The organism is Streptomyces sp. NPDC058284 (genome assembly GCF_042881135.1).
Lineage (GTDB): Bacteria > Actinomycetota > Actinomycetes > Streptomycetales > Streptomycetaceae > Streptomyces.
The window spans coordinates 34,251-59,558 of record NZ_JBHVYE010000012.1; the positions used below are offsets into that span (position 1 = coordinate 34,251).

The 25,308-nt window shown below is 69.2% G+C and carries 29 protein-coding genes and 1 tRNA gene; 16 read left to right on the plus strand and 14 right to left on the minus strand.

Annotated features, from left to right (window positions below):
• Positions 1 to 117 precede the first annotated feature (117 nt).
• Positions 118 to 1,401: a M6 family metalloprotease domain-containing protein gene (locus tag ACFVYR_RS18395; RefSeq protein ID WP_384253473.1), complete on the plus strand. Its 1,284-nt coding sequence runs from the start codon at positions 118 to 120 to the stop codon at positions 1,399 to 1,401.
• On the opposite strand, the gene rho is transcribed toward ACFVYR_RS18395, so the two are convergent.
• Positions 1,388 to 2,596 (minus strand): transcription termination factor Rho, encoded by a 1,209-nt coding sequence (gene rho / locus ACFVYR_RS18400; RefSeq protein WP_384253476.1) that lies wholly within the window; start codon positions 2,594 to 2,596, stop codon positions 1,388 to 1,390. The genes ACFVYR_RS18395 and rho overlap by 14 nt on opposite strands.
• Before the next feature lie 321 nt (positions 2,597 to 2,917).
• Here rho and ACFVYR_RS18405 point away from each other — a divergent pair, with 321 nt between their 5' ends.
• The 4 genes from ACFVYR_RS18405 (at position 2,918) to ACFVYR_RS18420 (ending at position 7,731) form a co-directional block, all read left to right on the plus strand.
• The gene (locus ACFVYR_RS18405; RefSeq protein ID WP_384253478.1) at positions 2,918 to 3,736 is read left to right on the plus strand and encodes a 2,3-dihydro-2,3-dihydroxybenzoate dehydrogenase; all 819 of its coding nucleotides are present in this window, start codon (positions 2,918 to 2,920) and stop codon (positions 3,734 to 3,736) included.
• Positions 3,737 to 4,166: 430 nt separating this feature from the next.
• Positions 4,167 to 5,372, plus strand: a complete 1,206-nt coding sequence (gene dhbC / locus ACFVYR_RS18410) for an isochorismate synthase DhbC (RefSeq protein WP_384253480.1) — start codon at positions 4,167 to 4,169, stop codon at positions 5,370 to 5,372.
• The gene (locus ACFVYR_RS18415; RefSeq protein WP_384253483.1) at positions 5,369 to 7,063 is read left to right on the plus strand and encodes a (2,3-dihydroxybenzoyl)adenylate synthase; all 1,695 of its coding nucleotides are present in this window, start codon (positions 5,369 to 5,371) and stop codon (positions 7,061 to 7,063) included. The genes dhbC and ACFVYR_RS18415 overlap by 4 nt, the downstream gene beginning before the upstream one ends.
• A gap of 32 nt (positions 7,064 to 7,095) precedes the next feature.
• Positions 7,096 to 7,731 carry an isochorismatase family protein gene (locus ACFVYR_RS18420; RefSeq protein ID WP_384253485.1) on the plus strand — a complete coding sequence of 212 codons (636 nt, stop codon included), beginning with the start codon at positions 7,096 to 7,098 and terminating at the stop codon, positions 7,729 to 7,731.
• Between the two features lie 81 nt (positions 7,732 to 7,812).
• Here the strand turns inward: ACFVYR_RS18420 and ACFVYR_RS18425 are convergent, their stop codons facing one another.
• Positions 7,813 to 8,292 carry a MarR family winged helix-turn-helix transcriptional regulator gene (locus ACFVYR_RS18425; RefSeq protein ID WP_384253487.1) on the minus strand — a complete coding sequence of 160 codons (480 nt, stop codon included), beginning with the start codon at positions 8,290 to 8,292 and terminating at the stop codon, positions 7,813 to 7,815.
• Between the two features lie 198 nt (positions 8,293 to 8,490).
• Here ACFVYR_RS18425 and ACFVYR_RS18430 point away from each other — a divergent pair, with 198 nt between their 5' ends.
• A complete protein-coding gene (locus ACFVYR_RS18430) occupies positions 8,491 to 8,907 on the plus strand; it encodes an organic hydroperoxide resistance protein (protein ID WP_384253489.1) in 417 nt (138 codons plus the stop codon).
• A 60-nt stretch (positions 8,908 to 8,967) separates the two neighbouring features.
• On the opposite strand, the gene ACFVYR_RS18435 is transcribed toward ACFVYR_RS18430, so the two are convergent.
• On the minus strand, positions 8,968 to 9,327 hold the full coding sequence (locus ACFVYR_RS18435; RefSeq protein WP_384253491.1) for a helix-turn-helix transcriptional regulator: 360 nt from the start codon (positions 9,325 to 9,327) through the stop codon (positions 8,968 to 8,970).
• A 148-nt stretch (positions 9,328 to 9,475) separates the two neighbouring features.
• Here ACFVYR_RS18435 and map point away from each other — a divergent pair, with 148 nt between their 5' ends.
• Together map and ACFVYR_RS18445 are read left to right on the plus strand one after the other, a co-directional pair.
• On the plus strand, positions 9,476 to 10,294 hold the full coding sequence (map, locus tag ACFVYR_RS18440) for a type I methionyl aminopeptidase (protein ID WP_384253492.1): 819 nt from the start codon (positions 9,476 to 9,478) through the stop codon (positions 10,292 to 10,294).
• Between the two features lie 177 nt (positions 10,295 to 10,471).
• Positions 10,472 to 10,547, plus strand: a tRNA-Arg gene (locus ACFVYR_RS18445).
• A gap of 661 nt (positions 10,548 to 11,208) precedes the next feature.
• Here the strand turns inward: ACFVYR_RS18445 and ACFVYR_RS18450 are convergent.
• The 9 genes from ACFVYR_RS18450 to ACFVYR_RS18490 form a co-directional block, all read right to left on the minus strand.
• Positions 11,209 to 11,370 carry a hypothetical protein gene (locus tag ACFVYR_RS18450; RefSeq protein WP_384253494.1) on the minus strand — a complete coding sequence of 54 codons (162 nt, stop codon included), beginning with the start codon at positions 11,368 to 11,370 and terminating at the stop codon, positions 11,209 to 11,211.
• Positions 11,371 to 11,920: 550 nt separating this feature from the next.
• The gene (locus ACFVYR_RS18455) at positions 11,921 to 12,409 is read right to left on the minus strand and encodes a hypothetical protein (protein WP_384253497.1); all 489 of its coding nucleotides are present in this window, start codon (positions 12,407 to 12,409) and stop codon (positions 11,921 to 11,923) included.
• A 289-nt stretch (positions 12,410 to 12,698) separates the two neighbouring features.
• The gene (locus ACFVYR_RS18460) at positions 12,699 to 13,874 is read right to left on the minus strand and encodes a helix-turn-helix domain-containing protein (protein WP_384253499.1); all 1,176 of its coding nucleotides are present in this window, start codon (positions 13,872 to 13,874) and stop codon (positions 12,699 to 12,701) included.
• 108 nt (positions 13,875 to 13,982) lie between these two features.
• Positions 13,983 to 14,624, minus strand: coding sequence for an HAD family hydrolase (locus tag ACFVYR_RS18465; RefSeq protein ID WP_384253501.1), 642 nt, complete (start codon positions 14,622 to 14,624; stop codon positions 13,983 to 13,985).
• 96 nt (positions 14,625 to 14,720) lie between these two features.
• Positions 14,721 to 15,260, minus strand: a complete 540-nt coding sequence (locus ACFVYR_RS18470; RefSeq protein WP_384253503.1) for a collagen-like protein — start codon at positions 15,258 to 15,260, stop codon at positions 14,721 to 14,723.
• Between the two features lie 101 nt (positions 15,261 to 15,361).
• Positions 15,362 to 15,655 carry a hypothetical protein gene (locus tag ACFVYR_RS18475; protein WP_384253506.1) on the minus strand — a complete coding sequence of 98 codons (294 nt, stop codon included), beginning with the start codon at positions 15,653 to 15,655 and terminating at the stop codon, positions 15,362 to 15,364.
• Between the two features lie 15 nt (positions 15,656 to 15,670).
• On the minus strand, positions 15,671 to 15,907 hold the full coding sequence (locus tag ACFVYR_RS18480; RefSeq protein ID WP_384253508.1) for a hypothetical protein: 237 nt from the start codon (positions 15,905 to 15,907) through the stop codon (positions 15,671 to 15,673).
• 119 nt (positions 15,908 to 16,026) lie between these two features.
• Entirely contained in the window at positions 16,027 to 16,521 is a 495-nt protein-coding gene (locus tag ACFVYR_RS18485) for a helix-turn-helix domain-containing protein (protein ID WP_384253510.1), read from the minus strand.
• A 60-nt stretch (positions 16,522 to 16,581) separates the two neighbouring features.
• Complete coding sequence (locus ACFVYR_RS18490) at positions 16,582 to 17,004, minus strand: hypothetical protein (RefSeq protein WP_384253513.1); 423 nt, start codon at positions 17,002 to 17,004, stop codon at positions 16,582 to 16,584.
• A gap of 682 nt (positions 17,005 to 17,686) precedes the next feature.
• Here ACFVYR_RS18490 and ACFVYR_RS18495 point away from each other — a divergent pair.
• The 6 genes from ACFVYR_RS18495 (at position 17,687) to ACFVYR_RS18520 (ending at position 20,602) form a co-directional block, all read left to right on the plus strand.
• On the plus strand, positions 17,687 to 18,031 hold the full coding sequence (locus ACFVYR_RS18495) for a lactococcin 972 family bacteriocin (RefSeq protein WP_384253738.1): 345 nt from the start codon (positions 17,687 to 17,689) through the stop codon (positions 18,029 to 18,031).
• A 995-nt stretch (positions 18,032 to 19,026) separates the two neighbouring features.
• The gene (locus tag ACFVYR_RS18500; RefSeq protein WP_384253515.1) at positions 19,027 to 19,266 is read left to right on the plus strand and encodes a hypothetical protein; all 240 of its coding nucleotides are present in this window, start codon (positions 19,027 to 19,029) and stop codon (positions 19,264 to 19,266) included.
• A 335-nt stretch (positions 19,267 to 19,601) separates the two neighbouring features.
• Entirely contained in the window at positions 19,602 to 19,859 is a 258-nt protein-coding gene (locus tag ACFVYR_RS18505; RefSeq protein WP_384253517.1) for a hypothetical protein, read from the plus strand.
• A gap of 14 nt (positions 19,860 to 19,873) precedes the next feature.
• Positions 19,874 to 19,981, plus strand: a complete 108-nt coding sequence (locus ACFVYR_RS18510) for a DUF6233 domain-containing protein (RefSeq protein WP_384253519.1) — start codon at positions 19,874 to 19,876, stop codon at positions 19,979 to 19,981.
• Between the two features lie 69 nt (positions 19,982 to 20,050).
• Positions 20,051 to 20,266 (plus strand): hypothetical protein, encoded by a 216-nt coding sequence (locus ACFVYR_RS18515; protein WP_384253521.1) that lies wholly within the window; start codon positions 20,051 to 20,053, stop codon positions 20,264 to 20,266.
• A 156-nt stretch (positions 20,267 to 20,422) separates the two neighbouring features.
• The gene (locus tag ACFVYR_RS18520; protein WP_384253523.1) at positions 20,423 to 20,602 is read left to right on the plus strand and encodes a hypothetical protein; all 180 of its coding nucleotides are present in this window, start codon (positions 20,423 to 20,425) and stop codon (positions 20,600 to 20,602) included.
• Positions 20,603 to 21,792: 1,190 nt separating this feature from the next.
• Here ACFVYR_RS18520 and ACFVYR_RS18525 read toward each other — a convergent pair.
• On the minus strand, positions 21,793 to 21,918 hold the full coding sequence (locus ACFVYR_RS18525) for a hypothetical protein (RefSeq protein WP_384253526.1): 126 nt from the start codon (positions 21,916 to 21,918) through the stop codon (positions 21,793 to 21,795).
• A 266-nt stretch (positions 21,919 to 22,184) separates the two neighbouring features.
• Here ACFVYR_RS18525 and ACFVYR_RS18530 point away from each other — a divergent pair, with 266 nt between their 5' ends.
• Positions 22,185 to 22,355, plus strand: a complete 171-nt coding sequence (locus ACFVYR_RS18530; protein ID WP_384253528.1) for a hypothetical protein — start codon at positions 22,185 to 22,187, stop codon at positions 22,353 to 22,355.
• Positions 22,356 to 22,553: 198 nt separating this feature from the next.
• Here the strand turns inward: ACFVYR_RS18530 and ACFVYR_RS18535 are convergent, their stop codons facing one another.
• Positions 22,554 to 23,270, minus strand: a complete 717-nt coding sequence (locus ACFVYR_RS18535) for a hypothetical protein (RefSeq protein WP_384253531.1) — start codon at positions 23,268 to 23,270, stop codon at positions 22,554 to 22,556.
• A 463-nt stretch (positions 23,271 to 23,733) separates the two neighbouring features.
• Between ACFVYR_RS18535 and ACFVYR_RS18540 the strand changes: the two genes are divergently transcribed.
• A complete protein-coding gene (locus tag ACFVYR_RS18540) occupies positions 23,734 to 25,272 on the plus strand; it encodes a cytochrome P450 (RefSeq protein ID WP_384253534.1) in 1,539 nt (512 codons plus the stop codon).
• The last annotated feature ends 36 nt before the right edge of the window (positions 25,273 to 25,308 follow it).

Genomic DNA, 25,308 nt, shown 5'->3' on the forward strand with positions numbered 1-25,308 from the left:
TCGCTCGGAAAAACCCACGATCGGGCCACTCAGCGAGCGCCCGCGCACCCCCCGGCACAGGGTGATCGGACAGGGTGCAGCCGGGACCGGTGGCTGCCGCGGAGCGGAAGGCCATGCATGCAGCAGCCGACCCGGAGGCAGATACGCTCCGCTCGCCGCAGCGCCGCCCTCGCCTCCGTGGCGGCCCTCACCCTCGCGATCACCACGTCGGCGAGCACCGGACGCCTCATGGCGGACTCGCCGAGCACCTCCGGCCCGGCCGCCCTGGCCCGCAGCGCCGCCCTCAGCCCCTGCATGATCAGCGGGACGATGGGCGTGCAGATGACGGAGGGCATACCGACACCGGCCGGGTACGCACGCTCCACCGGCACCGTCCGCGCCCTGAACCTCCTGATCGACTTCTCCGACGCGCCCGGCCAGGGCAGTGCGCAGGAGCGCCTGGCGGAGTTCTTCCCGCAGACCTCCCAGTGGTTCAGGACGAGCTCGTACGGACGCCTCGACTACCGGCCCGAAACCCCGCTGCCGAACTGGCTGCGGATGCCCAAGAGCTTCGCCGAGTACGGCATACAGCGCGGCGCCCCCTTCGATCCCGGCTACCGCACGCTCGTCCAGGACATCGTGGCGGTCGCCGACCCGGAGGTGGACTTCCGCTCGTACGACGTCGTGAACGTCCTGATCACCCCGAACGCGGGCCCCTCCGCCCTCGACACCGTCCTGTCGGTGACCTTCGCGGGAAACCACGAGGCGCCGGTCGCGGACGGCGTCCCGGTCTCCAACGCGTCGTTCGTCTACAGCCGCCAGGACGACGGCTCCGGCAGCTACCGCGAGACGGGCTACCGCGTACTGCCGCACGAGAACGGCCACGTCTTCGGCCTGCCCGACCTCTACACGCAGGAGGGCGGCGGCGCGGCGGGCCACTGGGACATCATGAGCGAGGACTGGGGCGCCAACAACGACCTGCTGGCCTGGCACAAGTGGAAGCTGGGTTGGCTCGACGACGACCAGGTGGGCTGCGCCGCGAAGCCCGGCACGAGCGAGCACGTCCTGTCGCCACTGGCCGAGAAGGGCGGCACGAAGCTGGCCTTCGTCCCGCTGAACGAGAAGTCGGGGTACGCGATCGAGGCCCGCACCCAGGGCGGCAACGACGAGGTGGTCTGCAAGCCGGGTGTCCTGGTCTACCGCGTGGACGCGGAGATCGACACGGGCCACGGCCCGATCACCGTCTCCGACGCGACACCCGAGAGCGGCGGCTGCACGCGCCGCCCCAACGTCCACGCCGAGCTGTCCGACGCGACGTACGGCGTCGGCGAGACCTTCACGGACCGCAAGACGGGGGTGCGGGTGACGGTGGCGGGGATCGACGACGACGGCAAATACCGCGTGGCCGTCACGCGTCCGTAGCACTCGCGGCGCCCGTACGGGGTTGCGTCGCACCCGGGACGGTCTGGCGCACCTGGCGCAGGAACGCGGCGTTGTCCGGCGTCTTCCTGAGCTGTTCGAGCAGCACCTCAAGGGCGCCCTGCCCGTCCCGGTCGCGCAGCACCCGCCGCAACCCGCGCACGGCCGTCAACTCACCCTCCGACAACAGCAGTTCCTCACGCCGGGTGCCGGACGGGGTGACGTCGACGGCAGGGTAGACGCGCCGCGCCGCGATGGACCGGTCGAGCCGCAGCTCCATGTTCCCGGTGCTCTTCAGCTCCTCGAAGTAGTAGTCGTCGGCGCGCGACCCGGTCTCGACGAGCGCGGTGGCGAGCATCGTCAGGGAACCGCCCTCCTCGGCGAGGCGCGCCGCCCCGAAGAGCCGCTTCGGCCCCTGCACGGCGGCGGCGTCGACACCACCGCTGAGGGTGCGGCCCCCGCTGGAGGCCGCGTTGTTGTACGCGCGGCACAGCCGCGTCAGCGAATCGAAGAGCATGACGACGTCACGCCCGTCCTCGACCATGCGCTTGGCCCGCTCGACGGCGAGTTCGGCGAGGGCGATGTGCTCCTTGGCGGGCCGGTCGAAGGTCGAGGCGAGCACCTCGCCGCGGACCGAACGCCGCATGTCGGTGACCTCCTCGGGCCGTTCGTCGAGGAGGACGACCATGAGGTGGCACTCGGGGTGGTTCCGGGCGACGGCCGCGGCGATCTGCTGGAGCAGCACGGTCTTGCCGGTGTGCGGCGGGGCGACGATGAGCCCGCGCTGCCCCTTGCCGACGGGTGCGACGAGATCGAGGAGCCGGCCGGCGAGCGGCCCGCCGGCGGTCTCCAGACGGATCCGCTCGCGGGGGTGCAGCGGGGTGAGGTCCCCGAAGCACGGCCGGGCACGCAGGGTGCCGATCGGTCGCCCGTTGACCCGTTCGGCCCCGGCGAGCACGCGGGGCCGCCCGCAGACGCCCTCGACGAAGTCGCCGTTACGCAGAGCGAGTTGACGGATGACGGCGGCAGAGACCTGCACGTCACCGGGCTCGGGCAGGCAAGCGGGACCACGGAGGAACCCGCGACCGTCACGCCCGATATCAAGAACCCCCTTACAAGCAACAGCAGTTGTGGACTCGACTCCCGAAGGGGCGGTACGGACGACGGGCGAGGGCTGAATGGCCGTGGTGACAGTCATAACGAGGGTCCTTTCGCGACATGCGCGGGAGAAGGCCCGGCGGGACGGCGATGGACACGCCCCGTACGACGGGCGGAAAGAGAACTGCGGCGAGCAGTGAATAAAGAAGGCCGAAACGGCCTGACAGCCCCCGGGAGGCCCCGAGAACTACGAGATCCCGAAAACCGGGAGAGGGGTGACGGTACGGGCACCCAGGACGGGGCGTTCACACGTACCACTCGGAAGGTAACACATGCCACGCGGCGGCACACCCCCCAACCTCACGAACGAGGCCGTACATTAGGTTAGCCTTACCTAAACAGCGGGGAGGTGGCTCACACCATGCCAGAGCACATACCGAACGAGTCGCATGCCGATGGCGAGTTCGCCGGGCGTACGGCTCTGGTGACCGGCGCGGGCCAGGGCATCGGCGCCGCGGTCGCCGCCACGCTCGCCGCCCGGGGCGCGCACGTAGTCGCCACCGACCGCGACGCGCACGGCATCGACGAACTGGCCGCCGAGTCGAGGACGGCCCCCGGCACGATCACCCCCCGCGTCATGGACGTCACCGACGCGGCCGCGGTGAACACCGTCGTCGCCGACACCATCCGCGACCACGGCGCCCTCGACCTCCTCGTGAACGTGGCGGGCATCCTCCGCAGCTCCGCCGTCGCCGACCTGACCGACGCGGACTGGGCCGACACCTTCGCCGTGAACACCACCGGCGTCCTCCACACCTCGCGCGCCGCCGCCTCCCACATGACGGCGCGCGGCTCCGGCTGCATCATCACCGTCGGCTCCAACGCCGCCGGAATCCCCCGCACCGGCATGGCCGCGTACGCCGCGTCCAAGGCGGCGGCAGCGGCCTTCACCAAGTGCCTGGGCCTGGAGGTCGCCCGCAGCGGCGTGCGCTGCAACGTCGTGGCACCCGGCACCACGGACACGGCGATGCAACGCGCGCTCTGGCCCGACGACTCGGCACCCGAGCCCCCACCCACCGTCCTCGACGGCGACCTGCGGACGTACCGCACGGGCATCCCCCTCGGCCGCATGGCCGCCCCGCAGGACATCGCCGACGCGGTGCTGTTCCTGGCGTCGGACCGCGCCAGGCACATCACGCTGCAGGAGCTGTACGTCGACGGCGGCGCAACACTGCGCTGACACGCCACCGGCCCGCATGCGGGGGAAGCGCGCGCGAGGGGCCGTGGGGGGTATGTGCGAACGGAGCACCGAGCCCACTGTGCCGCCTTTGTCCGTACGACGTGGCGCAGGGATGGCGAGTACGCACATACCCACCGCGGCCCCGCCCCACGACACCCCGGCCCAAGAGCGCCGCACCCGCCGGCGCCCCCGCGCCCCCACCCACCGTTCACGCGCCCCACCGCACCCACACCTGCCCGCCCAGGCCACACCCGCACCCGCACCCGCACCCGCACCCGCACTAAGCACCCCGCGCCCGCACCTGCCCGCCCAGGCCACACCCGTACCCACACCCGTACCCACACCCGCACCCACACCTGCCAGCCCAGGCCACACCCGCACCCCCACCCGCACCCTCCCACCCAAGCCCCACCTGAGAATTGGAGCCCCCGTGTCGACGGCACCCGAGGTAGCCACTCACGTCACGACGGCCGAGCAGGCCCACCCCGCCGTAGGAGCCGCCACCACGCTCCTCGCCGCCTACACCCCCGGGGCCCGCTTCCTGGCCACCCCGACCCGCACCCTGCTCACCACCACCCCGCACGCCGAAGTACCGCACGACGAAAGACCGTTGCCGACACGCGTAGCCGCCACCCTGGCCGACGCGAGCCGCGCCGGAATCAACGAGCCGCACGTCGTCGGCGCGGTCCCCTTCGACCCCACGGCGCCCGCCGCACTCACCGTCCCCGAGACCCTGCGCACCGCGCCCCCACTCGCCGCGGACCCCCTGATCGCGCTGCCCACCGAGACCCCGGACCCCGCAGACTGGCAGCTCCGCCCGGTGCCCTCGCCCGAGGAGTACGGCGCGGGCGTGGCCGCCGCCGTGGAGCGCATGTGGCGCGGCGACTTCAGCAAGGTCGTCCTGGCCCGCACCATCGAACTCACCGCGCCCACGAAGCTGGACCTCCCCGCGATGCTCCAGCGCCTGGCCCGCCGCGACCCCGGCGGCTACACCTTCGCCCTGCCGACGGTGCCGGGCCGCACCCTCATCGGCGCCAGCCCCGAACTGCTCGTCTCGCGCCGGGGCCGGCAGGTCGTCGCGAACCCCCTCGCCGGTTCGACGCCGCGCAGCGACGACCTCGGCGAGGACGTGCGCCGCGCCGCCGCGCTCCTGGAGTCGGCCAAGGACCTGCACGAACACTCCGTGGTGGTGGACGGCGTCCACCAGGCACTCGCCGCCTTCTGCACGGACCTGACCGTCCCGCCCCGCCCCACCCTCGTCCGCACCGCGACGATGTGGCACTTGTCCACCACGGTGACCGGCACGCTCACCACCCCCGACGCGTCCGCCCTCGAACTGGCCTGTGCGCTGCACCCCACCCCCGCGGTCTGCGGCACGCCGACGGCGACCGCACGCGAGGTGATCCGCGAGACGGAACCGTTCGACCGCGGCTTCTTCACGGGCGTGGTCGGCTGGGGCGACGCGAACGGCGACGGCGAGTGGGTCGTGACGATCCGCTGCGCCGAGGCCGAGGAGCGAAGTCTGCGGCTGTACGCGGGCGCGGGCGTGGTCGCGGCGTCGGACCCGGCGGCGGAGACGGCGGAGACGGGCGCGAAGTTCCGTACGTTCCTGAACGCGGTGGGGGTAGAGCTGTGAGCACTCCAAGAATCCCAGAAACCCCCACCTGGCCGAAGGAGTTCGCCGACCGCTACCGAGCGGCGGGCTGGTGGCGGGGCGAAACCTTCGGGCAGATGCTGCGCGAGCGCGCGGCCGAGCACCCGGAGCGGGTCGCGATCGTGGACCCCGGCGGACCGACGCCGCGCCGCTGGGCGTACGGCGAACTGGACTGCCGAGCAGACCAGTTGGCGGCGGGACTGCTCGCTCGGGGCATCGGCAAGGGCGACAAGGTGGTCGTCCAACTGCCCAACATCGCCGAGTTCTTCGAGACAGTCTTCGCCCTGTTCCGCATCGGCGCGCTCCCGGTCTTCGCGCTGCCCGCGCACCGCGAGACGGAGATCCGCTACTTCTGCGAGTTCACCGAGGCGGTGGCGTACGTCATCCCGCAGGAACTCGGTGGCTTCGACTACCGCGGCCTGGCGGCGAAGCTGATAGATGAACTGCCCACGCTGAAGCACGTGTTCGTGGCGGAAGGCGACGCGGGCCCCTTCGCACCCCTGCCCCGAACAGCCACGGAGCCGACCACGGCCCCGGCCCCGACCCCACTCTCCCCACCCGCCCCATCCGCCCCATCCGACCTGGCGTTCCTCCAGCTCTCCGGCGGCAGCACCGGCGTCCCGAAGCTGATCCCGCGCACCCACGACGACTACATCTACTCACTGCGCGGCTCGAACGAACTCTGCGCGGTCGACGAGGACAGCGTCTACCTCGTGGCCCTCCCCGCGGCCCACAACTTCCCGCTGTCCTCGCCAGGTTCGCTCGGCGCGCTGTACGCGGGCGCCCGCGTCGTGCTCTGCCCGCAGCCAAGCCCCGAGGTGGCCTTCCCCCTCATCGAGGCCGAGGGAGTCACCATCACGGGCCTCGTCCCGCCGCTGGCCCTGCTCTGGACGGAGGCGGCGCCGGCCACGGCGTACGACCTGAGCAGCCTGGAGGTGCTCCTGGTCGGCGGCGCGAAGTTCAGCGAGGAGGCGGCGCGCCGGGTGAAGCCGGCGCTCGGCTGCACGTTGCAGCAGGTCTTCGGTATGGCGGAGGGCCTGGTCAACTACACGCGCCTGGACGACTCCCCGGAGACGATCGTCACGACGCAGGGCCGTCCCATCTCCCCGGACGACGAGATCCGCGTCGTCGACGACGAGGACATCGACCTGCCGACGGGCGAGACGGGCCACCTCCTCACCCGTGGCCCGTACACGATCCGCGGCTACTGGAAGGCCCCGGAGCACAATGCCCGTTCCTTCACGGCGGACGGCTTCTACCGCACGGGCGATGTCGTACGCCTCACGGAGACCGGCCACATCGTCGTCGAGGGCCGGGCGAAGGACCAGATCAACCGGGGCGGCGAGAAGATCGCGGCCGAGGAGGTGGAGAACCACATCCTCGCGCACCCGTCCGTGCACGACGCGAACGTGGTCGCCGAGCCGGACGCGTATCTGGGCGAGCGGACCTGCGCGTACGTGATCCTGCGCGCGGACGCGGAGCCGCTGCGACCGGCCGCCGTGCGGAAGTTCGTACGCGAGAGGGGCCTTGCCGCGTACAAGGTGCCGGACCGCGTCGAGTTCGTGGAGGCCTTCCCGCAGACGGGCGTAGGCAAGATCTCCAAGAAGGCCCTGAGGGCCGCGTCATCCCAGACGCAGGCCTCCCCTGCATCCCCCACCTCCCCCACCTCGTAAATCCCCCTCACCCGAACGGAACGCCCGCCACCATGGCTCTCCCCGCCATCACCCCCTACCCCATGCCGTCACCCGACGAGCTGCCGGCGAACCGCGTGGATTGGAAGGCAGACCCGTCCCGCGCCGTACTCCTCGTGCACGACCTGCAGAACTACTTCCTCTCGGCGTACGACCGAACGGCGCCACCGGTACCAGAACTCCTCTCGCACGTGAGGGAGTTGAAGCAAACGGCGACCCGCCTCGGCGTCCCGGTCCTGCACACCGCGCAGCCCGGCGACCAGAGCCCCGCCGAGCGCGGGCTCCAACAGGACTTCTGGGGCCCGGGGCTGCCCGACGACGCGCACGCGGCGGCGATCGCGAAGGAGATCGGCCCAGCGCCCGCGGAGACGGTCCTCACCAAGTGGAAGTACAGCGGTTTCGTCCGCACGGACCTCCTGGAGCGGATGCGCGAACAGGGCCGCGACCAGCTGATCATCACCGGGATCTACGCCCACATCGGCGTACTGATGACGGCCTGCGACGCGTGGATGCGGGACATCCAGGCGTTCCTGGTGGCCGACGCGGTGGCGGACTTCTCCGCGGACGACCACGCGATGGCGCTGCGCTGGGCGGCGGGCAAGTGCGCGATGGTGACGACGACGGAGGCGGTGTTCGCAGGGGAGGCGTAGGCGGTGTTCGCACAGGAGGCGTAGGCGCCGCCTCAGCCGCTTTCGCGGCGCCCCACCCAGCCGCTTTCGCGGCGGCGCGTGTCACCGCACACAATCACCGAAGACGCGCTCGGCGTCGGCACCGTCGAGCGCTTCGGTCAGCGCGTTGAGCCGGGAGCGCAGATCCCGCACTTCCGCCAGGGACATGCCGCTGGACTCGGCGATGGCCCGGGGCACGGCCCGCGCCTTCTCGCGCAGCGCGAGCCCCTGCCCGGTGGGCCGCACGGTCACGGACCGCTCGTCCTCCACGCTCCGCCGCCGCTCCACATGACCGGCCGCCTCCAGCCGCTTGAGCAGCGGCGACAACGTGCCGGAGTCGAGCCGCAGCCGCTCCCCGATCTTCTTGACGGGCAGCTCGCCATGCTCCCAGAGCACCAGCATCACGAGGTACTGGGGATAGGTGAGCCCGAGCCCCTTGAGCGCGGTGCGGTAGACGCCGTTGAAGGCCCGCGCGGCGGCGTGCAGCGAAAAACAGATCTGCTCGTCGAGCCGGAGAAGGTCCTCGTCACGTACGTCATCCATACACAAAGGCTACAACAGCATCCCATTGAGTTGTGCACAACTAAGTTGCACGCAACTCAATAGGGTGCTCTACTGATGACCGCACCCGAACCCCGCCGGGGACGCGAACAACTCGCGAGCTCCCGCCGGGGACGCGAACCGCTCGCGAGCTCCTCGCGAACCACTCGCGAACCACTCGAAGAGGATGGAATGGCCACCATGGAAGCAGCCCTGTACACCGCAGTAGCCACCGCCAACGGCCGCGAGGGCCGCGCCGTCAGCTCGGACGGCCAGATCGACCTGCAGCTCGGCTTCCCCGTGGCCCTGGGCGGCGACGGCCGGGGCACCAACCCGGAGCAGCTCTTCGCCGCCGGTTACGCGGCCTGCTTCGCGAGCGCGATGGGCAACATCGCCCGCCAGGAGAAGATCGACGTCACGGATGTCTCGGTGACGGCCGAGGTAAGCATCGGCAAGGACACGGACGGCGGCTTCGGCCTGGCCGTGGTGATGCGGGCCGAGCTTCCGGAGCACCTGCAGGGCGCCGCGGGCGAGGACCTCCTGAAGAAGACGCACGCCTTCTGCCCCTACTCGAAGGCGACGCGCGGCAACATCCCGGTGGAGCTGGTCATCGAGTAGCGACCAGGGCGGGCCACGGGCCGAACGGGACTCGGGTCAGAGCCAGGGCCAGGGTCAGGGTCAGGAAGCTTCACTCAGAGCCGGCCGAACACCGAGGCCCGGACGGATCCCCTCGGGACCCGAGCCCGCACCCGCACCCCCGGTCACAGTCGCGGTCACAGCCGCACCGGCACCCGGATCCACCCGCCACACCCGGGCGAGCTCGGCGAGCGGAACGCCGAGCACCTCACTGAGACGCACGATGGTGCCGAAGGCCGGCGTGGGCAGCCGCCCGGTCTCGATCTTGCGGAGGGTCTCCGGCGAGATCTCGGCCGCGAGGGCCACGTCGACGGGGCTGCGCCCGGCCCGGGCGACGCGCAGTGCGGCCCCGAGGCGTCGTCCGGCCTCGATCTGTTCGGGGGCGAGCGGATGGCGAACCATGCGGACATGGTAGGCACGCGCCGATCCCCTCAACAACCGCCACGAACCCCTCACCCCTCCCTTCCCTACCGCCCCCCCTGGTATAAATATACCGACCACCAAGGTCAAGGTTGAGGCTGTCGGGGCTCCGGGGAAGAAGAGGACAACAGTGATCGAGCACAAGTCGCCCAAGGACATCGAGCGGATGCATGTGACCGGCCGGTTCGTCGGCGAGGTACTGGAGGAGCTCGGCGACCTCGCGGCGGTGGGCGTCGACCTGATGGACCTGGAGCACCACGCCCGCCGCCGGATCAAGGAGCGCGGCGCGGTCTCCTGCTACTGGGACTACGCGCCCTCGTTCGGCGAGGGCCCCTTCCGCAACGTGGTGTGCCTCTCGGTGAACGACGCGGTGCTGCACGGCCTGCCGCACCGGTACAAGCTGCGCGACGGCGATGTGCTGACCATGGACATGGCCGTGATGATCGACGGCTGGGCGGCGGACTCGGCCCACACCGTGATCGTCGGCACCCCCGACGAGAAGGACGTACGGCTGATCGAGGCCACGGAGGTCGCGCTGGACGCCGCGATCAAGGTGGCCCTGCCAGGCAACCGACTCGGCGACATCTCGGCGGCGATCGGCGCGGTGGCCAAGGAGTACGGCTACCCGGTCAACCTGGAGTTCGGCGGCCACGGCATCGGCCGCACGATGCACGAGGACCTGCACATCCCCAACGACGGCCGCCCGGGCCGCGGTTGGAAGCTCCGCCCCGGCCTGACGATCGCCATCGAGCCGTGGTTCGCCCGCGGCACGAACAAAATCGTCTTCGACAAGGACGGCTGGACGATCCGCTCGGCGGACGGCTCCCGCACGGCCCACTCCGAACACACGGTGGCGATCACGGACGAGGCCCCCCTGGTCCTGACGCACCGCCCCCGCCAGCTGGCAGCCATGACGGCGGAACCGACCCCGACGGGATCCACGAACTGACACTCGCGGCCCCACCCCGCCGCAGAGGAACCGAGGGAAACCGCGGGAGTACCCCCTCCCCTCCCAGGAGCCCCCGCCCCCCAAATCTCCACCCGCTACACTGTCGGCGGTGGCACGGACAGACCCGCTCCACCACGGAACTGCCGGAGGCACGCAACACGCATCCGACGGATCCCCGCCTTCGTAGCTCAGGGGATAGAGCACCGCTCTCCTAAAGCGGGTGTCGCAGGTTCGAATCCTGCCGGGGGCACCAGGTCAGAACGGCTAAGGCCCAGGTCACGGAGCAAGTCTCCGGTCCTGGGCCTTCGTTGTGTGCACTCTGGCTACGCGTCCAGACAGCCTCGCTACACCCTCACTACCGGAGTTGATCTCCCGAATTCCTCCCAAACGATCTTCGCGTTTCCGCAGGTAGGGCCGCAGTCCGCGGGGGTCGCACACGCAGACCGCCCCCGTGCGCCGAAGCGCACGGGGGCGGCCCCAAGTGCCGGACCGCCGTGAGGGGGGACCTGTTGAACGGGCCGGCACGTTCGTGGCGGGGGGTGATCTACCTACCTATGTGTAACAGGTCGCTCCGCTTCAGGGCATCGCCCGTTCGAGTGAACGTTTGTTCTATTACCGACCGTACCTCTAGCCCTGCGGCATATGCCAGACCGCAGGGCTAAATGACATCCGCCCAGGTAGAGGGGCAAGGAACGGCAACAGCCTCGGCGCTGCGGGGTCTGGGCATCACGCCGAGGTGCCGCCGTCATCTCACACCGGAACCTCCCGGGACTGCAGTGCGTGCAGAAGACACACGTCTCCACTCCATTCACACGGGGCGCGAAGGTGTCGATGGCGGCCCGCCCCTTGACCGACGTGGGGTGGGCCTCCCTTCCCGGATCCGCAGCGCTCCCGACGAGGCCGCAGCCGGGGGGCTAAGGGGTGCGGCGGACGTACGCGGGCCGCTTCGGGCAGTCCTTGTGTAGGACGACGGTTGAGCCGCCGGCCGAGATGGAGAGCTTCACAGCCGTCACAACGGGCTGCCCCGCGGTGATCGGCTCGTCGCAGCGCCAGCAGAAGCGTGTGCCCTCACTCATCGCGGGCCCCCGCTCGTGCTTGGGCTCGCGCGGCCTTCAGCGCATCGCTCTCCTCGAAGCGCTGCTGCTGACAGGGGCACGGACACCAGCCGTCTTCCGGGAAGTAGAAGCAGTCTCGCTTGATCTCGGGATCGTCAACGCTGGGTCCTCGTTCGATGCCGAGCAGCGCGACCGAGGTGCAGGGGTGCGGATCTGCGGGGTCCGCGGTGAGGAGCTGCCGCAGGCACGGCGCGCACGGGACGAGCGTCGGGCCCGGCTCTGCCCCGCTCACTGCCGCACCACTCTTTCCGCAGAGCCGCCGGGCACCGTGTGCCCGCAGCTGCCGCACCGGGGCGGGCTGGCGCCCAGGGGCGTCATCATGCGTCTGCCTCCGGCGTCCTGGTGCCCCCGTCGGCGTGGTGAGCGACCATCCGGGCGGCACGGAGTGCGCGCCGGATCCTCCCGCCTTCCTCGCAGTCCGTCAGGGTCTGGCAGGGCCCGCATCCGTCGAGGTGAGCGAGGAGCAGCTCGTATGTCTCCTGCTCCCGGCGCTCCTCGGGCGTCCGTTCCGTCAGCATTGCTCTGCCCCCTCGGCGGCGCTGCGGCCGATGCGGCTGAGGGCCTCCACGGCGAGAGGCTCGCACAGATCCCCCTCGTAGCGGGGCGCCACCACCCAGTGCGTGCCGGGCGGTTCGGTGCGGGTGAGCTTCGGCACGCCGAGGTAGGTGTCAGTCCCCAGCCAGGGGGCGACGTCCTGGTGCCGCCATGCCCCCTTGCGACGAGGTCTCGTCAGGGCGTAGTACGTGCCGCCCATCGTGCGGCCGTCGTAGATCACGGGACCGTTGAGGCTCTGCGCGAGCCGCGCCGCGACCTCCTGGGGGTCGGTGCTGCGCACCGCTGCGTGCACGAGACGCTCGGGCAGACGGACCGCGTCGAACCGTCGGCCGCACGGGAGCATTGCCACCCCGGTCTCTGCCCACTCGCGCCGGGCCTGCGCGGGTTCCCCCAGGGCGCGCGCCAGCCAGTCGAATGCTGCCGGGACACCTCTGGGGGTGGTCATCGCCTGACCCCCGCTCCGCAGCTGCCGCGCTTCATCAGCGGCCGCTCCCGTCCCGAGTCGTCGCGGACTACCCCGGCCTGCCCAAGGGCCTGGGAGACGGCGCCGCCGTCCCACGCCAGCCCGTGAAGGCGGGCGATACTCACCTCTTCCACAGGCACAACGAGCGGCTTCTCGCGCGTCATCTGACTCATCCTCGGGCCCCTGACCTGTGTCGTCGCGTTGATGCACAGATCATGGGCGCTGGAGGGAGGAGTAAGGGATACAACCTGTATCCCCGAATGCTGTTGCGTCAGACGGCGCCAATCCAGTCCACGAAGTGGTGGAGAGACTCCTCGTCTGCGCGCTTCAACCGCAGGAGCGTCGCGGACGTTTCCTTAGCCCACGGGTGTTTACGCGTGTGCTGCGGTGCGATCAACCGAGCCACCTTCAGCGACTCAAAGGCGTCGTCGAAGCGGTTACCCCACAGCTGCGCCCGGGCCAGCTCGATCCAGAAGCCGGACCGGCGCTCGGCAGGCAGGGCAGTGGAAGGTGCCCACTGTCGCGCGATGGTGAATGCTCGGTCGATGTGGTCGTGGCCGAGGCTTACCGCTACGGACACTTCGTGCACGCGTACGGACTCAGGGCCGAAGGCGGTACCGAGGTACGTACCTTCGCGGACGAGCTGCGCCAGGCGCCGGGCCTCAGCGAGGTGCGTGTCGGCGGCGTCTGCGTTGCCGTCTCGGCCTGTGATGACGGCGGCCCGCATGTGCAGGGCACCGCGGGCTGCTACCGCGTTCGCGCTGAAGAACGTGGGCACTGCGTCGACTGCGGCCTCCAGCGCGAGAGCGCCAGCCTCGTGCGCGCGGGCGGTGAAGAAGATCTCGGTGCGCACGTACGCGACGGACGCGGACAGAAGCGGGTCTTCGGCATGTGGGGCCGCCCACCGCATCAGCTCAACGAGCCGAGCGGAGAGGTCGCGAGCCCCGAACTTATAGGCCACCGCGTCCGCGGACCGAGCGGCTGCCACCAAGAGGCGGGCGGCAACCCGCTGGTCGGGGGCCGTGTGGAAAGCGGCGAGTGTGTCACGGAGGAGCGCCGGGGCGTGCTGGGCGATCAGGCTGTATTGAGCGGCGAGCCGCCAGTGCACCGCTTCGTCGACCGCTCGCTGTAGCTCTTCGAGGCTGCGGCTCGGGGGGCCGAGAGGAACGTCGTAGGCGGCGATGCTCGCTGACACGTCGGGCAGTGCGGCATGCACGCGCCGTTCCGTGCCGGTGAAGGAGGACAGGAGCTGCGTCGGGTCCACGCCGAGCGCCGCGGCGATCGCTTCGAGGGTGGTATCGCTCGGTGTCCGGGCCCCTCGCTCGATCGCTTTAACCATCGCCAGCGACAGGAACGCCTCGCGAGCTAGGTCGGCTTGGCGTAGACGTTTCGCCTTCCGCGCGGCGGCGATGCGCTTCCCGACGTGTCCTTCGTCAAGGACGGACATACTTGCTCCAGTTCGAGGCGTCCACTTCGAACCGTACCCGCGTGATCACGCGTTGGTGCGCGAACGGCCCCCGCTTGCCACACGCAAGCGGGGCCGATTCGTTGCCGTTCAGGGGACGAGGATGTCCACGAGGTCCATGAGCGAGTCGAGACGATAGTTCGCCCCCTCTGAAAGCCGTGGGTCATCTGCCCACAGGTGCCCCCACGGGCCGCGACGAAGATGCGCTGCATGTAGTCCAGCGGCCCGCGCGGGCAGTGTGTCGTTCTGCGGGTGGTCGCCGACGTAGAGGATTTCCTCGGCCGGGACGCCGGCCTCGGCGACGAGCCGCTCGAAGAAGACCGGGTCCGGCTTTGCTACGCCCCATTCCCCGGAGGTCGCGATGATGTCCGCGGGCAGGCTAAGGCTCCGCAGCAACTCGCCAGCCTTGGTGGTCTGGTTGCCCGCGACGATGACGCGGAAGCCTGCCGCACGGAGGGCCGTGAGCGCAGGCCGTACGTCCTCGTACACGTCGCTTTCGTCGAGATGCTCGCCCCTGCCTGCGGCCTCGCGGGCCCGATACTCGGCATCGACATCGATGTGCGGCCAGATCAGGCGCAGCGCTTCGGCGTTGTCCTTGCCCTGCGCGACGACGGCACCGACGAGTGCTGACACGGTGTGGCGTGGCACGCCGAGCCAGTCGGCCCACGATGCCCAGTAGCGGTCGTCACGGACGAGGGTCTCGCCTACGTCGAATGCGATGGTGCGAATCATTCGCCGACCCTAGTAGGGGTCGGTGTACGCGCCATTACGTGACCTGGAGCATGGCGAAAGGGCCCCCTACCGCCCGGAGGCGGAAGGGGGCCTGTGTCACGGGTACTGGCGGCGGGCCGGATCCAGCGCGGCCTGCGGCGGCGGTTTGTCGTCCGGCTCAGGATCGGGGGCCCCATCGCGGCGGCAGACGAGCGCGTCGGGGTCGTCGGCCGGCGCCTGGAGGCTGTAGCCGTCCGGGCAGGACGGTCCGGCCGGGCCGCGCTCGCCCGCGGGACCCTGCTCGCCCTGCGCGCCTGCTGGCCCCGGCTCGCCCTGCGGGCCGGGCGGGCCCGCGGCACCGTCCGTGCCCGGAGCGCCGGCCTCGCCGTCGCCGCCGTGCTCGCCGCTCGCCCCGTCGGCGCCCGCCTCGCCGTCCTTCCCAGCCTCGCCGTCCTCGCCGTCCTGGCCGGGCTTCCCCGAGGCTCCGGTGGGGCCCGGCTCGCCCCGCTCGCCCTGCCCTCCTCGAGGGCCGGGCCGGGATTCACCAGGGTCGCCGCGGCTTCCGGGCGGCCCCGCCACGGGCTTGCCGCCCATCCCCTGCACCTGGCGGGCCAGTTGGTCGCGGGCGTTGTTGGCGGCGTGGAGGTCGGCGGCCATGGTCTGCAGGGTGGCCACCACCTACAAGGCCCCGGCAAGGGCAATCGCCGCGGCGAGGACGAACAGCAGATCGGTGCGCCGACGACGGCGCGATACCGCGGTCACGTCTGCACCCCCTGCGACGCCGGGTAGATCATGACGACGAGCATGATGAACGGAGCCACCAGCGCGGTGAAGAGCAACCTTCGGTCGGCCGCGCGCCGGTCGGCTTCCTTCTCGCGGTCGGCCTCGATGTCGGCGATGTCGCGCTGCAGCGCGTCCATCGCCCGGTCGCGCGCGGTCTCGCGTGCGTCGTAGACGTCCCTGCGCACCAGCTGGTCGAGGCGCAGGGACAGATCGGCGCGCACGTCGGTGATGAGCCGCCACAGCTCGCCGTTCGACGGCTCATCAGCCACCGGGCCCTCCCTGGGTCAGATGCTCGTGGGCCGGCGCGGTGTGGTGGGCGTGGCGACGGTCTCGGTGAGGCCGGGGCCGACCGGTCCGCCGCTGGTGACGATCGCGGTGAGGACCGCGCGGTACACGCAGCGGCGCTTGCCGACCATCTGCTCGATGACGTCGATGATGTTGCGCTTCAGCGTCCGCTCGGTCTTGCCGACCATGAGGAGCGCGCCCGGCGGTCCGGTGCGGATATACCGCAGCCACACCATGATCGAAAGCCGATCGTCTTGCCCGAACGGACCGCGCCCTCCCACAAGTTGCCGCGAGCGGCTGCCAACGTGGTCGCGCGAAGGCCCTTCCCAGACAGGGGCTTGAACATCGCCGCCCCCTACTCGCCGCCGATCATTGCCCTCAGCCACTGGTCGACCGCGGCCAGGCCCTCGGTGTCCTCGCGCTCCGGGGGGACGAGCTTCAGGCTCTTCTCGATGGCGATGCCGGCCGACGCCATGAGGTCCTTCTTCGCGTCGGCGGGGGGCTCGTCGACCTGGCGCTCGGTGTACGTGTTCGACGAGCCGCCGATCCGGAAGACGGTGGAGTGCTCCCACAGTTGGGCGGAGAGCCGTTCGGCGTCGTCCTGGAGCGCCTCGGCGAGCATCACGCGGCGGTCGGCGAGTTGGGCGATGAGGTGGCGGGTGGCGTCCTCGGTCATGGTGACGTCGAAGACGAGGCCCTCTTCACCGCAGATGATCGACACGGTTCGCTGTGAGCGGCGGGTCATCCTCGCGATCTCGTTGCGGCCCCTGCCCTCGCCGTGGAGGCGGATGATCTCGGCGCGTTCCTCGGGGGTGACGAGGCCGCCCTTGCTGGTCTTGGGGCGTGTCACGGGCACCTCCCCGGGCGTGCGAAGGCCCGGCCGCGTCGCAGCCGGGCTTGTTCGTATGGATCAGACCTTGCAGAAGCCGGTTGCCCGAAGCGCGTCGTTGATCTTCGTGCCCTGCTCTTCCGTCGTCGTCACGTCCTTGTACGTGAAGCGCTGCGACGCCAGCCAGTTGAGGCGCTTCGCCTTGCCGTTGATCGCCATGCACTGGTTGCGCGCGGCATCTACAGCCTTGTCCTCGTAGCGCACGACGTCTGGTGCTGCGGCCTGCAAAGCACGGATGAGCTTGGCCCGCTCGGCAGCGCCGGGTTTCGGCGGCAGGCCGGCCGATCGTGCGGCGTCGTCCTTCTGCTCCTGCGTCAGCTCAGAAGCTGTCCCGCTCGGCTTGGCCTTCGGCGCGTCGTCGGCCGTGTCGTCGCTGGACGAGCAGGCAGTGAGGGCGAAGGCCGCTGTGAGAAGCAGCGCGGCAGTGGTGGCGCGGTGGTTCATGGTCCCCCCAGGGATGGTGAGTCGAAGGGGGTCATCATGCCGCGTAAGTTCTCTTGGCGGCGGGAGCTGATTGTTTCCGGGCATGCCGGATCTGCGGCTCAGCGTGCGGCACGAACACCCGGAATGCAACTACGGGTGTAGTCGAGTGCGAGGCCCTGCCGCGTCGGGGGACGTGCGGCGGAGCCTGCGGGCGCCCTGCCCATCCTGGCGCCCTCTACTCGCCACGCAGGGGGCGGATAGCTCTGGGGTGTTCACCGCCCGCCCGATGGCGGGTATCGCGCGGCGCGCATGGCTCCGGCTGTTAGGTGGGTGCGTCCTCGGCCATGTGGCGAGAGGCGTGCGCAAGATTTCGAGAGTGATGCCAGCAATGGGGTTTTGTCATTTTCGATCAGTGCAGGAGTGGAGGCGTATCCGCCATTTAGCATCTGCCCAGATCAGCGCCAGGAGGGGGGAGTTCCTGGATAAACAAAGTGAAGTGTCGGAGAATTGAAAACAGGTAGGCAAGTACGGAGATTTGCGACAATACGGGTCGAGTCCCTTTCGGTCATAGCCGCTGGAGGATATTTACATTGCAAGGTTTGGCATTAGAAGGTCTCTCTCGCAGGTTCCAGTCGCGCAACCAGAAGGAGAGATCGACTTGATGAAACACCTGGGTAGGCCGATAGTTCTTATCGCTGTCGCCATGGCGGCGGCTACTGGAGTACTCGCCTCGCCGGCTAGCGCGGATCCGGTCCCCCAGTCCCAGGAGTGGGGAATGGCCACGATCAAGATCGACCCGAACTCTGACGAAGTGACGCCGATGACCGTCAAGGAGGTGGGCGGTGGAACATGGAGCTACGGCACAGTTTTGACGACTGGCGGTAAGAGGTGCTACTCGAACTACTACCATGGCTCGAAGGGGCACACGGCAACGGCAATCCTGGCCAACGGGACTGACAAGGATCACGCGGCTAAGGGAAAGTGGGCGAAGGCCAGTGTTGAGGCCGGTGCCGCATATACGTGCCACGCCTACTGGGGCAAGGATTAACGCCTTCATGACGCGAGATCCCGGACGGTCTGAAGTCCTTCGGTGACGGCCGGGATCTGCGCCCGCCAAGGGTCACCTTGATGCTCCTCTTGCTGGCGGGCTGCGCTGTGGGGGCTTGGCTGGCCGATCCCTGCAGTGCAGCAGCCTCATCCGTCGCCTGGCAATCACCATGTTGGCCAGGCTTGGCCGACATCACCATGGACTTGCGACTGAGGGGCGGCATAGCCTCGGGCGGAGGCGGTACCTCAATCACTTAAACACGGAAAGGTACCCTTTCGGGCATCGTGCTCTCCTCACGTTCCCCTTTTCTGGGGTCAGTGGTCGCGCTGTCAGCTGGCGTGACGCTCGGAATTGTCTCCCCTCTCCTTGCCGAGGTCGGTGGCTCGATAGGGCAGGCGGCGCATCTGGCTTTTGATGCCGGATGGTCTTGGGCGGCTTTGGCCTTTTGCGCCGGAATGGCGCGGAAGTCAAAGATTGAATCTGTCGCCCTAGCTTCCGTTTCGCTGGTAGCGGCTGTGGTTTCCTACTACCTCACGAAGTTGGGGCAGGGGGAATTCTTGACCGCAGATCTAATTGATCCGTCCGGTGGAGCGACGCATACTTCATGGCAAAGCTTCCTTTCGAAGACGGCGTACTGGGGCATCGTTGCTTGCGTCCTCGGCCCTCTATTGGGGTGGGCTGGAAACATGGCGCGAACGGAAGGGCTTCATGGCCTTTCCTTCCGTGTCCTGGTTCCACTGATTGCCATTGTTGATACTTCGGAGCGCCTGCGGGTCGAGGGTTCACTGCAAGGGGCAGTCGCCGAGACGACTTGGGGCGTCATCCGGCTTGTGGCGGTGGTTGTCATCGTTGCCCTGATAGGGCACACAGTGATCTCTCGGAGGCCTCGGGCCTCCGCCGGGCGCGGGCGAGAATGAAGTCACACCCCCAGATCGACGTCACGCTTCGGTGAAATCCGCTGCCCCACCCGGCACTTGGAGCGAGGTGGCGGGTTCGTGGCTGACATCACCGACGACTTGATCAAGCTGGAACGTTCCGCCGAGAAGGAGCGTGCGCGCCCCGCGGGCCTCGACGGCGAGGAGTACGCGGCGCAGTGGCGCCGCTGGGGCGACGCCGCCGAGCGCTTCCAGGCCGCCGTGACTGCACACGCCGAGGCGACCGGGCAGCCGCGGCACCTGATCGAGATGGCGGCGAAGCGGGCCGTACGGCATGCCGACAAGGATCCGGTCGACTGACACCGATGTCGCGACAGGCTAAAACAGAACACGAAGAAACGATTCAGCAGCCTCTATACGGGTGATACCGCCTCCATATTGTGTCTCCGGTTCCAGCGTGGGTTACTGCCCAAAAGGACAGATGTTGTCGGCGCTGAAAGGAAACACGTATGAGCATGCGCACTCCGACTACTCTCGCAGCAGCACCCGAAGCGACTCCTCACCGCCCTTGGCGTCGGCGCTGCACGGTTGCTGCCATCGCTGCGACCGGAACAGCGCTCCTGTCTGCCGCGACCATCGCACCCGCCAGTGCAGCGGTGGACCTTGCACCACCACCCGTGTACACCTGTGCGAAGGTGACCGTCTACGAAAAGCACAGTCCGGAATTTGGGGACTCGATTATCGGCAGCGCCCCCTGCACCCGCCCGAAGGGAACGTCCTACCTCCACGACATCGACAACGCTTTCGTAGTCGTAGAAAAGGGGACAGGCGTCAAATACAACTGCAAGGGGACGGAAAACGTCGAGGGGTACCCCCTATTCAAGGGCGGTTACTACAACGAAGGCAGGAAGAATAAGACGCTCGTCGCCACCAGGTGCACGCTGGCTAAGTAGCTGAGCCCGCGAACGTGAGTGGCGCCGCCCGACCACAGGATGAAGCACGGCGAGCGCTCGCGGAAGGGATCCGGGCGTGCACGCACCGCCGGCCCGACACCGAGCTCGACGTCCTGGAGTAGCCCGTCAACGCCCGGCCGGATGGGAGAGCTCGCCGTGCGCCCTCCACGGAGCACCGGCACGCTGACCCCATGGCATCTGATCACCCAGTCGTCGTGTACCCGTCCGACGAGGACGACGGCCGCCGGGTGCGAGTCGACGGGCAGATCTCGGGGCGCGCCTACACGGTGCGGGACGTCGCCGCGTTCCTGCAGGACGCCGGGCTGCAGGACTACGACGAGATGGACGTCGTCCGCTCGTCTTTGATCGAGTGGCGCGGCGGCGGTCTTGAGGCGTGGACGCACTGAGCGTGGAGTTCCCCGTCGCTGTCGCGCTCGCCGAGGCCGGCACGACACGGCACGGTGGCGGTCACGCGGGTGCGGTGACCCGAGTTGTCCACAGGCACGCCCGCTTTAGTGGACTGCGCTCTACCGTGACACTCCTGTGGATCACGAGGGGGCGCCATGTGCAGGGTGGAGCTGACGGGCCGGGCCGACGCCGTGCTGACGATGCTGCCGGACGACGTGCACGAGAAGACGCTCGCGCTCATCGACGCCGTGGTCGACGCCCCGGACGCTTGCCCCGGACGCTCAGCCGACCAGACCCTGTTCGTCACGGTGTCGGCATGGTCGCCGACTTCATGATGAGGCTGCGATGCGATGGACTCGGCTAGGCGGAAACGCCGGTCACTGGCCCTGTACGCATTGGCCAATGTTCGCCTCGCCACCGCGTACAGCCAGGCAACGTCGTGTGCTCGGGCATCTCGTCAAACCGTCGCCATGCAACGAGGAAGACGTCGGCGACGATGTCCGCTACTTGGTCCCCATCCATCCGTCGGCGCACGTAGGCGTCAACCGCTGCGTAGTGCTGTCGGTACGCCGCAGTGAAACGTTGCTCGGCGATAGCTCTGCCCACATCCGAGCTTCTGCACCATCTCGATGAGTCCCGTGCGAGTCTTTGGGGGCATTGAGGCTGTCCTTTCAGTTGCAACTCTCACTTGCCCTCATCAGTAGGGGCCCATCTGCACTTGACGCCGGTGGACGCCTTCATGAGATTCAGCAGAACAACGCGAGCGACTGCCCACTCTCGATTTGCGGCAGGTTAGTTTCCCTCGCCTCGGACTCGTCGCGCAATGTCGATGTCGTCCTGGAGGGTGCTCAGGCGGGGCGGAGTTCTGGAATCATCGAGAACTACGACGTGAAGCGCGTCTCCGACTTGGGCGGGTTCCACGCCGAGTGACCACCATGATGGATGCTTCGTCTGGTCGATAAACCCCTTCACACCATCGATGTCCACCATCACGCCGACCATGCTGACGCCCGTCACTACGACGTCGAACTCCTGTTCATTTTTGATCACTACGTCACCGATTCCTAGGGATTGGCATCCAAGTCCTCTTGAGGGTCAGTTCATTGAACCGCCCCAGCTTGTCGACTGGGAGGGTGAACTCGATTCTCGGCGCCCCACCGGGACCCTTCAAGTCGTATCTCCTCATGTAGGGGCTCTGAGCGAATTCCCTTGAGGAAATCGGGATGCATGTCTGACCTTCCCTCTCCCCGGTCGGCTGGCCTCCCTGGGAGCCCGGCTTTGTTCCATTCCCCGGGGCTCGCCCTTCTGCGAAAGCGTCCGTTGGGCCCGAGATGATGGTGGTGGCGGTCAGCGCGCCGATAACCAGGCCACACTTCGCGGCCTTCGCGGCCTTCGTCAACGGCACTGCTGAGCCCCACGCTTCGACATCATCTGCTCGGCCTGCCAGACACCCTTCGAGTCCTTCTCAAGGCGCAGGTTGTAGAACACGTACGCGTCACTGCTCGATGAGACCCCATCCGAACGCTTACCGGTCTTCCAGCGCATCAGCCAGATCGAGGCCGGGCTGGCCGGGCTTCGCGGCGAGCACGACCAGGCGGCTGCCGCCAGCGGTCCCCACGATCTTGTCCCTCGTCCCGATCTCGTGCGCCATCTGGTGCGTCAAACGTTGGCATCGGCATCTCTGGAAAAGGCAGCGGCCGCAGGTGGGGACCCCGTACCGACCTGTTCCTCGGATCGGCGGTCAGGCTTCTGAGGAACCCTGACCGCAGTCGGTCTCGTGCCCCGGCTCGTGCCCCGGCCGGACGAGGGACCGGCGTGACGGCCGTTCGGATGATTATGATGATTAATGTGATTGCGCGGCACCCTGTACCGGGGAAGCCCGTGGTGTCCCCTTCTCACCTCTCAGAGAGGCACCACATGCGTATCCGAACTGTTTTCGCCGCTGCTGCTATTGCCGCCCTCACCATCCTGGGCAGCGCGGGAGCCGCCTCGGCGAACGACGACGACTACGACGGCCACGGCGGCGATGTGAACACCCACGTGGCCCAGAATGCCGTGACTGGCTTCGGTGACCTGGTGATGGACTAAGGCTGAGGAATTTCAGCACCGCGGCGTCGGCGGCAGGGTCATTTAGGTTTCGGTGACCGGTGGCTGACGTGGCAACGGCGTGAGCCCCCTCTCGCCCGTCGGGGAGAGTAGGGGGCTCACGCATGCGCGCGCCCGGGTCGGGAAGCGGGTCGCCGTTTCACCCGCCGAGCGGTCAGGCCGGGCGGTCAGGACGGGCGGTCAGGCGCGGACGCGGACGCCGTGGCGCGTGCGCATGCGGTGGAGTTCCCACAGGGCCACCGCCGTGACCGAGACCGGGCCGCCGAGTACCGCGCACCACTGCGCCGGCGGCGGGCCGTGCGGCAGGCCGCCCTCTATCGCGACGCTGCTGAGCGTCAGTTCCCAGACGAGTACGACGGTGAGCGCGGCCGGCAGTGCGGCGTGCACGTTCGACGTGTTGAAGGCGTAGCGCGCCGCGTAGGCCGAGGAGAAGAGCAGGAACGGGAGCAGCCAGATCAGGCCGATGAGGAGGGCGAGGGCCACCAGGCCATTCAGCAGCGTGCCGTAGTTCTGTTTCAGCAGGAGCGTGCTGCCCACGAGGACGAGGCCCACGCCCACCAGGATGCCGACGTACCAGCCCACGGCCTTGAGCGGCGCGCGCAGGCGTGAGCGCAGGGCGCGGCGGTGTTCGGCGGGGGCGTAGCGGATGAAGCCGAGGACGACGAGCGGGCCCGTCAGGATCAGCAGCAGGGGCGCGAGGATCAGCTTCACGACGCCGTCGTTGGCGACACCGCTCCAGCCCCCGTCCGATCCGTAGGTGTAGATCAGGTAGAAGGTCGCGATGGCGCCCGCGATCGCCCGCCACAGTTGTACCTGGGACACGAGCCGGTCCGCGACGTGGCCCGCACCCGGCTGGTTGAAGATCGCCTCGGCGCGGCGGCGGGCGGAACGGATCACCGGGATGATCGGTGAGACGAAGAGGAACGCGCAGCCCGAGCGTCGCCGCCTGACCGGTTGGGGCGGGTACCGGTGGGGAGGGTGGGGAGGGTGGGGCTGGTGCGGGAACCCGTGGGGGCTCGGGTTCGGCGGCGGGGGGATGTACGGGTTCGCCGGTGGGGGGATGTACGGGTTCGGCGGCGGGGGGATGTACGGGTTCGGGGCGCCGCCTCCCTGCGGTGGTGTGTTCCTCGGTCCCCAGCCCTGGTGTCCCCCGTGTGCCACTGTTCTTCCTCGCCTTCCCACGACGCCGACGCTTGTGAGCGCGCGCAGTTTACTGGCCTGAATCCGACGCAGGCCGCCGGTACGCAGTGGCGGCGAGGAACCCCTCGTACGCGGGAGGGAGTTGGTGCCTTGTGCGCCCTGGACGTCTCGTGTGCAGGGGGCGTCTGTGGGGCGGGGGCGTCTGTGAGGAGGGGTGGGCATGCAGATTCCTGGGCCTGAGCCGCGGGACGACGAGGGAGTGGGGGCCATCGGGGAAGCCGGTGGGCTGCATCTGTATCAGCTGCGGCTCCATGCCGAGTACGGGCCCGTCGTACGGTTCCAGTTGCCGGGAGTCGGGGACGCCGTGTCCATTTCCGACCCCGTACTGCTGGAGGCCACCGCGCGGCTCGACGAGCGGCCCGCGCCGTTGTTCGAGTTTCTGGCGCCCCTGTGCGAGGCCGGGAACCTGCAGGTCATCGGAGCCGAGGAGCACGGGCCCTGGCGGCGCGTGCTGTTGGAGGTGTTCGCCGGACGGCCCTCGCACGAGCGGCACTTCGGGGAGTTCGTCTCGCTGGTGGAGGGGCTCGCGGGCCGTTGGGGAGAGGTGGGTGAGGAGGGCGAAGAGGGTGACCGGGGTGACCGGGGAGACCGGGGTGACCGGGGAGACCGGGGAGACCGGGGTGACCGGGGTGACCGGGGTGACCGGGGTGACCGGCGCGGCGGCGGGCCGGGGATCGCGCTGCAGAAGGATCTGACCTCGCTGTCGCTGCGCATGATCTGCGCGTACGCGCTCGGCGGCGACCGTCGCGGTGACGTCGATCCCGACGGGGTCGTGGACGCGTTCGAGGTGGTGCTCACGGAGTACCTGGGGCAGCTCTATCAGGTGCCGGAGACCGATCCCGGCGCCCCGGAACGCCGTACGCGACGGGTCGAGGACGCGCTCCGGTACCTGCGCGGCACCGTCGACCGCGTCCTCGCCGCGCACCGGGGCGAAGGACGGAACGACAAGAGCGACAAGAGCGACAAGAGCGACGAGGGCCACGAGAGTCACAAGAGCCACGAGGACCACGAGGACCACGAGGGCGCCGAGAGTGACAAGAGCGATCTCATCGGCGCTCTCGTCGACGCCGGCACCGACCCCGTCCGCATCCGCGACACCGTCATGATGACCATGCTGGCCGCGCACCACACCACCGGCGTCGCCGTCTCCTGGACCCTGCATCTGCTCGGGCGCCACCCCGACGTCGCCGAACGCGTCGCCGAGGAACTGGACCGGGTCCTCGGCGACCGTACGGCGCCCGACTACGCCGACCTGCGGCGGCTCACCTACCTCGACATGGTCCTGAAGGAGTCGATGCGGCTCTTTCCGCCGGGGCCCTACGGGGCGCGCGAGACGAGCGGGCCACTCGTCGTCGGGGAGTACGAGATTCCGGCCGGGGCCACCGTCTTCTACCCCTTCTGGGCCGTCCACATGAACCCCGACCACTGGCCCGAGCCCGACAGGTTCGTGCCGGAGCGGTTCACTCCGGAGGCCGTGGCCGAGCGGCCGCGGCTCGCCTACATTCCCTTCGGGTTCGGGCCGCGCAGCTGTGAGGGCGCCCAGCTCGCCATGGTCGAGGCCGGACTCGCCCTGGCCGTCCTGCTGAAGCGGTTCCGCTTCCGGCCCGTCGCGGGGCACGAGGTGAGGCCCGTGGAACGGTTCGTGCTCTGGGCCGATGACGACATCCGCATGGTCGTGACCCCGCGGGCCCCCGAGTAGCCCAGCGCCCCAGGCTTAGCCCCAGACCCCCACCCC